Source organism: Paenibacillus humicus NBRC 102415, from assembly GCF_004000905.1.
GTDB classification, from domain to species: Bacteria; Bacillota; Bacilli; order Paenibacillales; family Paenibacillaceae; genus Paenibacillus_O; species Paenibacillus_O humicus.
Genome location: NZ_BIMD01000015.1, coordinates 1 through 12,563, shown reverse-complemented (window position 1 = coordinate 12,563; position 12,563 = coordinate 1). Strand labels below are relative to the sequence as shown.

The following is a 12,563-nucleotide window of genomic DNA, read 5'->3' as shown; positions in this document are numbered from 1 at the left end:
CCCAGAAGTTTGACCGAAAGGAAGTCGCAAACCATGTCTTATCATATCGTCCTGGTGGAGCCGGAGATTCCGGCCAACACCGGCAATATCGCCAGAACCTGCGCGGCCACCGGAGCGCATCTGCATCTTGTCCGCCCGCTCGGCTTCAATACCGACGACCGGACGCTCAAGAGAGCCGGCCTGGACTATTGGCATGCCGTCCAGGTCCATTATTACGATTCCTTTCAGGAAGTGAAGGATGCTTTTCCGGAAGGCAGGTTTTTCTACGCCAGCACCAAGGCATCCAAACGCTACGATCAGATGGACTATCGGGACGGAGACTTGCTCGTATTGGGAAAGGAAACCAAAGGCCTGCCTCCCGAGCTTGTCGCAGCCAACCTGGATACGGCGATCCGCATGCCGATGACAGGCAGCGTCCGTTCGCTCAATCTGTCCAATTCTGCGGCGATCGTCCTGTTCGAGGCGCTCAGGCAATCGGACTTTCCCGGCATGGCTTGAATATTTGGCGTTCTGTCCAAAAGTTGGAGAATATTAAGCAACTATGAACAGAGGAAGGATTTGCTTCCTCCCATGGAGAATGGTAGGAGAAAAGGACATCCATACGCCCTGTTGCATGATTTGCAAGCCGAAGGGTTGGTTGTGACTAGATAATTCAGACATAAGGAGCGGATACAACCGATGAAACCGGCTGGAGTCGTACGAAAGGTCGACCAATTGGGCCGCATAGTGCTGCCCAAATCCCTGCGCAAGCGTTACCAGATGAACGAAGGAGATCCTGTGGAAATCCTCGTTCAAGGGGATCACATCATTTTGGAGCGATATCGTCCGCGCTGCGTCTTCTGCGGATCGATGGAGCAAGTGACTGATTTTAAGGAACGTTATTTGTGCTCGGAATGCATGGGCCAGATGCAGCATCTGCGCCGCTGATCGTGAAATGATGGCAGAGAAGCCCGATATCGGGGCCGATCTGGTGCAGGCAGCTTCGGAAGCAAGGCCATAAGGCCATGCTCCGGGGCTTTTTTTGTTTTTGCGGTCTAGCCGTTCGTTCATTGGGTGCCGGAGGAAGGATGAATAATGGTTGAAATTTCCTGAATATTCAGTATGATAGGGACATTCCGGCAGCCTGCTTACAGGCCGGAGCGACAGGAGGAAGGTCCAAATGCAAATGGAATATACGAGGCTGGGCAAGACCGGACTGGAAGTATCCCGGTTATGTCTGGGATGCATGAGTTATGGAATTCCGGATCGAGGCTCCCACCCATGGACGCTGGACGAGCAGGCAAGCCGGCCGTTCATCCGGAGAGCGCTTGAGCTCGGCATCAATTTTTTTGACACCGCCAACAGCTATTCCGACGGCACGAGCGAAGAGATCGTAGGCAGAGCCCTCAAGGATCTTGCGCGCCGAGACGATGTCGTGATCGCGACCAAAGTGTATTTCCCCACGCGACCAGGCCCGAATGGCGGCGGCTTGTCCCGCAAGGCGATCCTGTCGGAGATCGACAACAGCCTGCGCAGGCTGGGCACCGACTATGTCGACCTGTACCAGATTCACCGCTGGGATCCGGGAACCCCGATCGAAGAAACGATGGAAGCACTCCATGATGTCGTGAAAGCGGGGAAAGCGCGGTACATCGGCGCTTCATCCATGTATGCCTGGCAGTTCCTGCAAGCCCAGCATGCGGCGGAGCGGGGAGGATGGACGAAGTTCGTCAGCATGCAGAACCACCTGAACCTGCTCTACCGGGAAGAAGAACGCGAGATGCTGCCTCTGTGCGAGGAGCTTGGCGTCGGCGTCATCCCCTGGAGCCCGCTGGCCCGGGGACGCCTCACCCGCGGCTGGGACCAATCCAGCGATCGCTTTGAAAGCGACCTGCTCATTCCGCGGCTGTATGCCTCCTCGGAGAATTCGGACCGGGTCATCGTCGAGAGGGTCGGGCAAGTCGCGGCGTCGCGCAGCGTGCCGCGGGCGCAGGCTGCGCTGGCGTGGGTGCTCGGCAAATCCGCCGTGACGGCGCCGATCATCGGAGCGACCAAGCCGCATCATCTGGAGGACGCCGTCGCAGCGCTGCAGCTGAAGCTGACGCCGGAGGAGACGGCCCTGCTCGAGGAGCCTTACATTCCCCATCCCGTACTCGGCCACTGAACGGAAACGACGAATAAGCCCCGGCATGATAACATGCCGGGGCTTGTCTGACGATCAGCGTCATCGGATGGGATTATAGTCCCTTGGTTTTGTCGTCGTTGTAGGCGGCTGTGAACATGGCCGTCAGGAACAGCAGGGACACGACAAGAACCACGATGAATGGAACGGACATATGTAGCACCTCCGAACGAATTGATTTCATTATACCCAACCTGCTGGAAAAAGAAAACGGTTCTATTTGTGAACAACCTGTGTCAATCCTCTTTGCGGTATTGACCTGGAGAGCAGCCCGAATGCTTCTTGAATACCTTGCTGAAATATTTCTCGTCGGAGTATCCGACTTGGCTCGAGATCTCCGCAATCTTGAGGGAAGATCCCAGCAGCAGCCGGCCGGCCTTGTCCATCCGCAGCTTCTCCACATAATCGCTGAGCGTCTGCCCCGTTTCCTGGCGGAAGCGGCGGCTTACATGCTCGCGGCTGAGAAAGAAGCGGGAAGCCAGCGTCTGCAAGGACAAGTCTTCCTCCAAATGGCCGTCGATATACGAGATCATCTCGGCGATGATGCTGCGGTCCTGGCGGACTCTTTTGAGCAGGCTTTCCATCCAGTCCAGCAGCAGCAGCCGAAACTCCTTCTCCGTCTCGTCGAGCAGCAGCCGTCCGTCTTCGGCGAAACGGAACGGCAGGGGAGCTGTACGGGACTTGGCCTGCTCGTCTTCGGCATCTTCCGGCAGGAATTCCTTAAGCAGGCGGGTAGACACCATTTCGCTCTGCCGTTCCCATAGGGCGAGGTCTCCAGGCGCGACGATGCCGGAGCGGCGGACTTTGCCGAACCATTCCGTCAAGGCGGCGGTCGCTTCCGCGGGATTGCGGATCCGCAGAGCGAGGCGGAGCGGCTCCTCCAGATCGGTCAAATGCGGAGCGTTGGAAGGCTGCACGGTTCCCGCATGGGAAATCCTCACGCCGGCGGCAAGGAGATTGCGGCGCTGAAGCGTCTGTCTGGCGGATTGGACGGACAATCCGGTCTGCTCGGCTTCCGGCACGAGCCTGCCGATGCCCGCATACAAATCGGCCTTAAGCGTCATTCGCACGGCTTCGAGAAGCCTGGCCGTCCTGTCCGCGATGAAATCATGACCTTCCCAGAACAGGGCAATCACTTCATCGGCCGCATTGGGGGACCGGAAAGCATATCCGCACTGCCATTCGCTGCGCATCAGATCGTTGAATACGTTGATGATGGCGAATTCGAGCAGCTCCTTGTCGCCGCGAAACCGCTTGAGCAGCTTCTCCTGAACCGGAAACAGGCTGAAGACGGCCGTCTGGAAAGCCCCTTGCTGCGGAAAGCCCTGGAATTCGGAGCGGAGCTGCGCGGCAGCCGGCTCGGATTCGTTCGACACCGAGGCCAGCTTGCCGAACAAGTGGCTCCAGTAGACGGGCTTGTACTGGTTCATGGCGATTCCGCTCTCGACTTGGCGCTGCCTTTCCTTCGTTTCCTGGCACCAGGATCCGATCGCGCGCCTGGAAGCTTCCATCAGCTGATCTGGATCGATCGGCTTGAGAATATAGTCGATTCCGCCGTACTTCATCGTTTTGCGTACATAATCGAAGTCGTTGTAGCCGCTTATGGCGATGATCTTCGTCTGGGGATAATGGTCGCTCAGCCATTCCATGAAGCGCAGCCCGTTCGTGATGGGCATATGCACGTCCGTCAGGACAAGCGCGGGCATATGCTCGGCGACGAGCAGCTTGGCCGCTTCGCCGTTGTCGGCTTCAAGAATGAGGTCAACGCCAAGCTCCTTCCATTCCACAAGCAGCTTGACGGCTTCCCGGGCATGGGTTTCGTCGTCGACGATCAATATATTCATGATGATATTCTCTCCTGTCTCTATATAAAGGGGCAACGCGGAAGCCCGCTGTTCAATCCGCGGCCGGAATGACCAGCGCGACCATCAGCCCGCCAAGCGGCGCCGCTCCGGATTCGAGCTCCATGCGGGCTCTTCCGCCGGAGTGGAGCCTCAGCCTCGCAGCGACGTTGGCCAGTCCGATATGGCTGCCCGACTCGTCTCCGATCTCGCCGTCCCGGCTGATCCGCTGCCTGACGGAGGCCAGCTTGCCTTCATTCATTCCGGGACCGTTGTCGGCGATTTCGATGGTGATCCAGTTGTCCTTCAGCGTCGTGCTGATCGAGACATGGACCATGCCTCCGGCGGGATCGAAAGCATGCTTGAAAATATTCTCCACCACTGGCTGGATAATCATCCGCGGCACGGAAGCCTGCTGCGCGTCGGGATCGCCGGCAATCTCGTAGGTCAGCTTGTCGCCGAACCGGTGCCGCTGCAGCTCCAGGTAAGACCGGGTATGATCGATTTCCTGGGAAATAGAGACAAACTCCTCCGCCGTATTCATCGAGTAGCGCATCATTTTGCCGAGCTGCATGATCAGCTTGTACAGATCAGGGACTCCGCGCTGCAGCGCCGTCGTGCCGATCGATTGCAGGGCATTGTACAGGAAATGAGGATGAACCTGTGCCTGGAGCGCCTTGAGCTGATTCGTCTTGTTCGCCAGCTCGAGCCGATATTCGCGAAGGACGAGATTGTTGATCGTCTCCATCATCATCCGGAAGCGCCTGGCCAGCTGTCCGATCTCATCCGACTGGCGCAAATGGATATCGGTCTCGAGGCGGCCGGACTGGATCTGGTTGACGTAGCCCGTAAGCTGCTTGATCGGCCTGGTGATCCAGAAGGAAACGAACAGCGCCGTCAGCGTCACGAGAAGCAGGGAGCCGAGCAGCACCCATGTATTGGCCTGCGTAATCTGACGGGTCGCTCCATGCAGGACGGAAGGAGGGATGCGTTTGACGAGCACCCAATCATGATCGCCGGCTTCAAGCGATTCATAAATGAACACGCTTTTGGAGTGGGAGTCCTTCAGCTCCACGTTGCCGCTCTCCCCGGCGGAGGCCAGCTTCAGGATCGGTTCGGCCCATGGCTCCTTCAGCTTCAGGCCCTTGCCGTATTGGCCGGGGCCATAGATGATGGTTCCGTCGTGCGCGAGCAGGAACACCTCCTCGCCGCCGCCGGCGCTGTACAGCTGGGCGCAGATGGAATCGATGACTTCGGTTGTGATGTCCAGCGCAAGCGTTCCCATCTGCTTGCTGCTCGGAATTTGATAGACCGGGCGGATCAAGGTGATGACGGGCCGGGACAGGATGAGCGGCGTGGAGTTGATTCCGTAGCTGCTGCTCATATGAAGAGGCTTTATCGTGTAAGAGATGTCGGCAGGCAGCGTTGTCCCCGGCGCAGTTACGATCTGATCCGTCCTCTTGTACTGGCCGCGGGAGAAGAGATACCCGCGTTCCGCTCGGCCCGAGTGGAGGTAGACCTGATAAATCTCCTTGACCGACGAGGACATGAGCTGCAGGCTGACGAAGATCTGATTGTCGACCAGGTAATCGCTGCGTCCTGTTTCAAGCGTCCTGTACAGGGTAGTGTCCGAGTAAGGAGCGAGAGATGTTTGGAAAAAAGACTGAAAATAGTTGGCCAGATTCGTCTTGCCCTGATAAAGGAGGCTCGAGTTCTGCCGAACCGTGTCGTTGGCGACGAAATCCGCTGTCCGTGTATTGGTGATGATGAGCGATGCCAGCATCGGAACCGCGATCGCCAGCAGCAGGAAAACGGCCAGCTTGGTTCGGATGCTTCGCTTGATCCAGTAGAATTTCAAGCTCTCGATGCTCCTTTATGGGCCTATTTAACTACGCCCTTATCGTATTATAGCGGTCCCCAATGGCGGCATCAATATTTTACCCCTATTGCGTCATCATCCTCTGTGGGAGCCGTGAAAGCGAAAGCGTATACTTGAGGAAAATCGACAAGCTGTCCGGATAAGGGCGCTTGGCAGTGGAAAGACTTACTATGATTCCTTCTAGAGAAAGGGGAGAAACGGGATGAAAAGCAAAGGATGGTCGAGCCAGTGGCTGCAGCAGATCGTATTCACGGGCCCTGCGACACTTGCGTTCGCGATAATCGTCGCACTTCCCTTCTTCATGGGCATGTTTTACTCCATTACGGACTGGAATGGGGTAGGAGGCTATAATTTTGTCGGATTCGACAACTTCTCCAGGCTGTTCCATGACCAGACATTCATCAACTCCTTCAAGTTCACCGTGAAATTCACGATCGCAGCCGTCATCTTGTCGAACCTGGTCGGCTTCGTTCTGGCGCTGCTGCTGACGCAGCCGGTCAAGTCCCGCAACGTGCTTCGGACGATTTTCTTCATGCCGAACGTCATCGGCGGCCTGCTGCTCGGCTTCATCTGGCAGTTCATTTTTGTAAAAGGCTTTACGGCCGTAGGCGACAAAACGGGCTGGGCGTTCTTCAACCTGCCTTGGCTCGGCGACGAGCCGACCGCGTTCTGGGGCATCGTCATCGTGACGATCTGGAGCACGGCGGGCTACTTGATGGTCATCTACATTTCCGCGCTCATCAATGTGCCCCGCGATCTGATTGAAGCGGCTTCCATCGACGGAGCGACCGCCTGGCAGCGCCTGCGCCATATCACGGTGCCGCTGATCATGCCTGCCGTTACGATCGCGCTGTTCCTTGCGCTGTCGTGGTCGTTCAAGTCCTTCGACATCATCCTGTCGCTGACCAAGGGCGGACCGTACAACTCGACGCAATCCGTCGCGCTCAACATCTACAACGAGGCGTTCCAGAACAACAACTTCGGTTACGGCACGGCGAAGGCGCTCGTATTCTTCATCGTCGTCGCGCTGCTGACCTCGCTCCAGGTGTACCTGACTAAACGCCGGGAGGTGCAGGCTTAATGGAAACGTCCCGATACCGGACCAGCACGTTCGTGCTGGAAATTATCGCTCTCCTGGTCGCGCTGGTATTCCTGGTGCCGTTCTACTTCCTGGTAAGCAACTCGCTGAAGAAGTACGGCGATATCCTGCTCGACTCCGCTGCCTTGCCGAGTCCTGCGACGTTCGACAACTTCACGAGAGCATGGGAGATCATGAAATTCCCGGCTTCGTTCGCGAACTCGCTCGTCATTACGCTGACAAGCATCGTCGGACTAACGGTCATCTGCTCGATGGCCGCTTACCGGATGGTGCGCCGCCCGACGAAGTACAACAACTTCCTGTTCATGATCTTCGTCGCAGCGATGGTCATTCCGTTCCAATCGATCATGATTCCGCTCGTCAAGACGGCCAGCTGGTTCCACCTGACGAGAAGCCTTCCAGGCTTGTGGGTCTGCTACATGGGCTTCGGCTCATCGCTCACGATCTTCCTTTACCACGGCTTCGTGAAGTCGATTCCGGCGGAGATCGAGGAATCGGCGACCGTGGACGGCTGCTCGCCTTACGGGGTGTTCTGGAGAATCGTCTTCCCGCTCCTCAAGCCGATGACGGCGACGATCATCATCCTGAACAGCCTCTGGATCTGGAACGACTTCCTGCTGCCGAACCTGATTCTCGGCGAAGGCCAGCGGACGATTCCTCTGTCCACGTACAGCTTCTTCGGCCAATACACGAAGCAGTGGGATCTGGCTCTTGCCGGTCTGGTCATGGGCATCCTGCCGATCCTGATTTTCTTCCTGACGCTTCAGCGTCATATCATTTCCGGCATTACGGCCGGATCGGTAAAAGGCTGATCAACGAAAATTCCGAAAAAGAAGCTGGCGATCGCCTCCGTGCGTTCGTCAGCTTCTTTTCTATTTCGATTTATTTCTATGAATATATTGATTTGCCGATGAGGGATCAATATATTCCCCCTATATTCGCAATATGTTCTGTGGGAACGTTTGCGCAGTTTGTTTTATACTTAAAAAGCTCCAATATAAGCGTTAAATGCAACCAGTTGGACATACTATCGTGGAGCACGATTTCAAGGGGGTAAAAAAGCAATGTTGAAAAAAGGATTGCTTACGGCCGTCTCTGCAGGCCTGGCTATTTCGATTCTGGCAGGCTGCAGCACGACGAACAACGGCGGCAACACGGAAGGAAACGCCAATGCCAATACCGGCTCCGGCGCTAGCGGAGAGCAAGTAACGCTGAATATTTTCCAATTCAAGGTTGAGATCGCCGATGCGATGAACCGCATGAAAGCCGATTACGAAAAAGAGCATCCGAACGTCAAGCTGAACCTCGAAACGATGGGCGGCGGAGCCGATTACGGCGCGGGCCTGAAAGCGAAATTCGCTTCCGGCCAAGAACCCGACATCTTCAATAACGGCGGCAACTCCGACCTGAACACGTGGGTCGACAAGCTGGAGGATCTCTCGGACCAGCCTTGGCAGGGCGATGTCGTCGAGACGGCGAAGGAAGCCATTACCCGCGACGGCAAAAACTACGGCCTTCCGATGGGCATCGAAGGCTACGGCTTCATCTACAACAAGGATCTGTTCGCCAAAGCCGGCATCACGGAGCCTCCGGCTACGATGACGCAGCTCAAAGCAGCAGTGGAAAAGCTTAAAGCCGCCGGCATCACGCCTTTCTCCAACGGCTATCAGGAATGGTGGGTTCTCGGCAACCATACGTTCAACGTAGGTCTGGCCGATCAGGAGGATCCAGCCGCGTTCGTGAAGACGATGAACGAAGGCAAAGGCGGAATCGAAGGCAACAAGGTGTTCCAGAACTGGTTCAACCTGCTCGACCTGACGATTCAGAACAGCAACAAAAACCCGCTCACAACCGACTACAATACGCAAGTAACGCTGTTCGCCAGCGGCAAAGCAGCGATGATGCAGCAAGGCAACTGGACGCAGGTGCAAATCGACGGCATTACGCCGAACATGAACATCGGCCTGCTGCCGATGCCTATCGACGACAGCGAGAAGAGCGGCAACATTTTCGTCGGCGTGCCTAACTACTGGGTCGTGAACAAGAACTCCAAGAACAAGGAAGCCGCCAAGGAATTCCTGAACTGGCTGGCTACGTCCGAGACCGGCAAGAAATACACGGTCAACGAGTTCAAGTTCATCCCGGCTCTGAAAAACGTTGAAGTGACCGACGAATCGATTCTCGGACCGATTGCGACGGACATCATGAAGTACAGCAAGGAAGGCAAGACGAACGGCTGGTACTTCAACCAAATGCCGGAAGGCGTGCCTCAGGAGGTCGGCGCGGAAATGCAGGCCTATGTGGCAGGCAAATCCGACAAGGCGCAGCTGCTGAAAAACATCCAGAAGAAATGGAACGACATGATCAAGAAGTAAGCGGCTTGATCCAGCAGAGTGAGCTTCCCCGGCAGCCAGCGGCTGCCGGGGTTTTTCATGGCCTGGCGGCAGGGCTGGCGGAGACGGGCTGCCGCCTCGTGCGCAAACGTGTGCGTGCAGAGGGATCAAGACGGCCGCAGGAGGTGGGCGTTTCTTTCGTTCGACAAAGGTAACCGATCTATCTTTACTCTTGTTTCGACAGCCGATTTCGACAAAAAGGTGTAGAATATTGACAGTCCTCCCGGAAGTCAATATTCTACACCTTTTTGTTCAACATTTTCTGTGGTAACGCTTGCACGTCAAAGGGTATACTTCATTTGCAAGAACAAGTAAACACTTCAATTGTAAAAAGAGGGTCAACATACCAAGGAGGAATTTCCTATGAAAAAGGGATTGCTTACCGTCATGTCCGCGGGTCTCGCGCTTAGCGTAATGGCTGGTTGCAGCACATCGGGCGGCAACAGCGGCAGCTCCGCAGACCAGAACACGAGCCCTGCGACAAACGCGGCTTCCAATACGAATGCAAGCGGCGGCGACAGCGGCAAAAAAGTGACGCTGAATATTTTCCAATTCAAGGTCGAAATCGCCGACGCGATGAACCGGCTCAAGGCCGATTACGAGAAAGAGCATCCCAACGTCACGCTCAATGTCGAGACAATGGGCGGAGGCGCAGACTACAGCGCAGGCCTGAAGGCGAAGTTCGCCGCCGGCCAGGAGCCCGACATTTTCAACAACGCGGGCAACTCGGAGCTGACGACATGGATCGACAAGCTGGAGGATCTGTCCGACCAGCCTTGGGCGGGCGATATCATCGATTCGGCCAAGGATCAGATTTCCCGGGACGGCAAGCTGTACGGAATGCCGGTCGGCGTAGAAGGCTACGGCTTCATTTACAATAAGGACCTGTTCGCAAAAGCAGGCATCACGACTCCGCCGAAGACGCTCTCCGAGCTCGAAGAAGCGTGCAAAAAGCTGGAAGCTGCAGGAATCACGCCGTTCTCCGACGGCTACCAGGAGTGGTGGGTGCTGGGCAACCATCTGTTCAACGTAGGCTTGGCCAACCAGGATGACCCTACGGCATTCGTCAATAGCGTGAACGAAGGCAAAGGCGGACTTGTCGGCAACCCTGTGTTCCAAAACTGGTTCAAGCTGTTCGACCTCACATTGAAATACAGCAACAAAAACCCGCTGACGACGGACTACAACACGCAAGTGACACTGTTCGCAAGCGGCAAGACGGCCATGATGCAGCAAGGCAACTGGACGCAGGTGCAAATCGACGGCATTACGCCGAACATGAACATCGGCCTGCTGCCGATGCCTATCGACGACAGCGAGAAGAGCGGCAACATTTTCGTCGGCGTGCCTAACAACTGGGCTATCAACAAAAACTCCAAAAATAAAGAGGCCGCGAAGGAATTCCTGAACTGGCTGGCAACGTCCGAGACGGGCAAGAAATATATCGTGAACGAATTCAAATTCATTCCGGCTCTGAAATCCATCGAAGTCACCGACAGCAAAGTGCTCGGCGCCATCGCCAACGACATCGTTGCCTACAACAAAGAAGGCAAGTCCTCCGGCTGGTTCTTCAGCCAAATGCCTGAAGGCTTCCCGCAGGAAGTCGGTTCCGAAATGCAGGCTTATGTCGCCAAGAAAGTCGACCAAAATCAGCTGATGCAAAACATTCAAGACAAATGGAACAGCATGAACAAGAAGTAAGACCGTTCTGAAAAGCGTCTCTGGAGCATATATGCTTCAGGGGCGCTTTTTTGCATGGAAGCGTAAGCAGACGTTGGACGGACTGTCTGGGCCTCTAGCGGATCGAGATGGCGAAAGCTCGAGTAGGGGCATGAGGCGCAGGAGCGCATCGATTTTCTTGCTCGGCATGAATGCGAACATAGATATAGGCCGGCATCTCTGCCGTCCGCCAGGAGGGATGGCCATGTCTGGACAGGAAATCATGCTGAACTTGAGCGAACCAGGCGCCGAGCGGTTTCATTTGTTCGGCAGGGAGGAGGTCGAGCAGGCGATGAAGCGGGCGCTGGAGCCTCGGCGCGGGAACGAGCGGCTGCCGGAGACGCTGCGGAAGCTGGCCGGCAAGTCGATCCCGGATTCCTGGGAGTGCCTTTCCGTGCCGACGCCGCTTGCGGCGCTGGATCTGCTGCTCAGAGACAAGCAGTGGACGGGAGATGCGGCGGGAGCGGTGCCAGCCGAGCCGAAGGCGCTGGAGCTGATGCGGCTGCATGGTCTGGATGCGGAGAGCTTCGGCGATGTCGGAAGCTTCAGGGACAAGAGCGTCTTACGGCTGGAAGCGGTGCGCATGCTCTATTGGGAGCAAGCCGGGTGGGAGACGTCTGAAGGCGCTGAGGCCCGGGACGCAGCGGCTGCCTTGACCGTGCCGGGCGGCTGCCGGCTCGCTGTCGTCCGGCTGCCCGACTGCCGGTGGGGAGCGGCCCAAGGAGAGGCTTGGACGGATAGCGCGGAAGCTTTGCGGCTGCTCGGAGCCGACGGACCGAAGCTTGCAATTGGAGCCGGACCGGATCGAACCGAGATTGCCGCGATCGGCTCGCTCACGACTGGAATGCCGAATTTGGAGACGGCGTGGATCGCAGCCGAGCCGCAGATCATCCGCCGTCTGGCGGGATTGCAGCGGGCTGCGGGGACGGCCGGCTTGTTGGGCGGCCGCATCATGGAGGAGCTGCTGGAGATCGGCTCGCTGTCCGATCGCATCGATGAGGCTGCTGCCGGTTGGGATGCGGCGCTGCAGCGTCTGGAGGCGGTGCTCCGCACGACGATGCCGCCATCGGTCGGCTGGCGAAGGGCTGCGCGAGCCGGCGAGCTGTCGCTGCTGCTGCCGGAAGGGCTAGGGCTTGCGGCGCTGGCGAAAGCGGCCCGCCTGAAAGGAATCGGCTTTTCCGGCGGCAGCATTCAGGGACGCGGGCGGCCGCGCGCCGTCGTAACGATCAGCTGCGAAGCAGGATCGGGCGAAGCCCGGCTGGAGCATGGAGTCACGCTGCTCGGGGAGACGATCGGCGAGTTCCAGGCCAGGTCGTAGTCTCAGTAGTTTGGATGCCAAGGCTGACTGGGCTGCAACGGCTGCGCAGCAGTGCAAGGGAGGTGCGGATGGTTGGCGGCATGGTGCGGTGCGAGGGAAGGTAACGGCTGGTGGTCGGGACGCCTCGCGAGGGCGGGATATATGGATAGTTGT

10 protein-coding genes are annotated in these 12,563 nt (G+C 57.1%); 8 read left to right on the top strand and 2 right to left on the bottom strand.

Going from position 1 to position 12,563, the window contains the following annotated elements; all coding sequences use genetic code 11:
- Positions 1-33 precede the first annotated feature (33 nt).
- The 3 genes from trmL to PHU01S_RS11390 all read left to right on the top strand — a co-directional run bounded on the left by trmL (position 34) and on the right by PHU01S_RS11390 (position 2,143).
- Positions 34-498: a tRNA (uridine(34)/cytosine(34)/5-carboxymethylaminomethyluridine(34)-2'-O)-methyltransferase TrmL gene (gene trmL / locus PHU01S_RS11400; protein WP_127507684.1), complete on the top strand. Its 465-nt coding sequence runs from the start codon at positions 34-36 to the stop codon at positions 496-498.
- Positions 499-678: 180 nt separating this feature from the next.
- Positions 679-927, top strand: coding sequence for an AbrB/MazE/SpoVT family DNA-binding domain-containing protein (locus PHU01S_RS11395; protein ID WP_048748722.1), 249 nt, complete (start codon positions 679-681; stop codon positions 925-927).
- A gap of 238 nt (positions 928-1,165) precedes the next feature.
- Positions 1,166-2,143 carry an aldo/keto reductase gene (locus tag PHU01S_RS11390; RefSeq protein WP_048748732.1) on the top strand — a complete coding sequence of 326 codons (978 nt, stop codon included), beginning with the start codon at positions 1,166-1,168 and terminating at the stop codon, positions 2,141-2,143.
- A gap of 254 nt (positions 2,144-2,397) precedes the next feature.
- Here PHU01S_RS11390 and PHU01S_RS11385 read toward each other — a convergent pair whose 3' ends face one another.
- The gene (locus PHU01S_RS11385; protein ID WP_048748723.1) at positions 2,398-4,005 is read right to left on the bottom strand and encodes a helix-turn-helix domain-containing protein; all 1,608 of its coding nucleotides are present in this window, start codon (positions 4,003-4,005) and stop codon (positions 2,398-2,400) included.
- A 52-nt stretch (positions 4,006-4,057) separates the two neighbouring features.
- Positions 4,058-5,860 carry a cache domain-containing sensor histidine kinase gene (locus PHU01S_RS11380; protein ID WP_049867925.1) on the bottom strand — a complete coding sequence of 601 codons (1,803 nt, stop codon included), beginning with the start codon at positions 5,858-5,860 and terminating at the stop codon, positions 4,058-4,060.
- 223 nt (positions 5,861-6,083) lie between these two features.
- On the opposite strand from PHU01S_RS11380, the gene PHU01S_RS11375 reads away from it, so the two are divergent.
- The 5 genes from PHU01S_RS11375 to PHU01S_RS11355 all read left to right on the top strand — a co-directional run bounded on the left by PHU01S_RS11375 (position 6,084) and on the right by PHU01S_RS11355 (position 12,410).
- Positions 6,084-6,962: a carbohydrate ABC transporter permease gene (locus PHU01S_RS11375; RefSeq protein ID WP_021879069.1), complete on the top strand. Its 879-nt coding sequence runs from the start codon at positions 6,084-6,086 to the stop codon at positions 6,960-6,962.
- Positions 6,962-7,792 (top strand): carbohydrate ABC transporter permease, encoded by an 831-nt coding sequence (locus tag PHU01S_RS11370; RefSeq protein ID WP_021879068.1) that lies wholly within the window; start codon positions 6,962-6,964, stop codon positions 7,790-7,792. Before PHU01S_RS11375 ends, PHU01S_RS11370 begins: the two co-directional genes overlap by 1 nt.
- 252 nt (positions 7,793-8,044) lie before the next feature.
- Positions 8,045-9,355 (top strand): ABC transporter substrate-binding protein, encoded by a 1,311-nt coding sequence (locus tag PHU01S_RS11365; protein ID WP_021879067.1) that lies wholly within the window; start codon positions 8,045-8,047, stop codon positions 9,353-9,355.
- Between the two features lie 381 nt (positions 9,356-9,736).
- Positions 9,737-11,074, top strand: coding sequence for an ABC transporter substrate-binding protein (locus PHU01S_RS11360; RefSeq protein WP_021879066.1), 1,338 nt, complete (start codon positions 9,737-9,739; stop codon positions 11,072-11,074).
- A gap of 223 nt (positions 11,075-11,297) precedes the next feature.
- Entirely contained in the window at positions 11,298-12,410 is a 1,113-nt protein-coding gene (locus tag PHU01S_RS11355) for a hypothetical protein (RefSeq protein ID WP_127507682.1), read from the top strand.
- Positions 12,411-12,563: the final 153 nt, after the last annotated feature.

Coding starts and splice junctions, on each gene's coding strand:
- trmL (WP_127507684.1), top strand. CDS start 34: ATGTCTTATCATATCGTCCTGGTGGAGCCGGAGATTCCGGCCAACACC.
- PHU01S_RS11395 (WP_048748722.1), top strand. CDS start 679: ATGAAACCGGCTGGAGTCGTACGAAAGGTCGACCAATTGGGCCGCATA.
- PHU01S_RS11390 (WP_048748732.1), top strand. CDS start 1,166: ATGGAATATACGAGGCTGGGCAAGACCGGACTGGAAGTATCCCGGTTA.
- PHU01S_RS11385 (WP_048748723.1), bottom strand. CDS start 4,005: ATGAATATATTGATCGTCGACGACGAAACCCATGCCCGGGAAGCCGTC.
- PHU01S_RS11375 (WP_021879069.1), top strand. CDS start 6,084: ATGAAAAGCAAAGGATGGTCGAGCCAGTGGCTGCAGCAGATCGTATTC.
- PHU01S_RS11370 (WP_021879068.1), top strand. CDS start 6,962: ATGGAAACGTCCCGATACCGGACCAGCACGTTCGTGCTGGAAATTATC.
- PHU01S_RS11365 (WP_021879067.1), top strand. CDS start 8,045: ATGTTGAAAAAAGGATTGCTTACGGCCGTCTCTGCAGGCCTGGCTATT.
- PHU01S_RS11360 (WP_021879066.1), top strand. CDS start 9,737: ATGAAAAAGGGATTGCTTACCGTCATGTCCGCGGGTCTCGCGCTTAGC.
- PHU01S_RS11355 (WP_127507682.1), top strand. CDS start 11,298: ATGTCTGGACAGGAAATCATGCTGAACTTGAGCGAACCAGGCGCCGAG.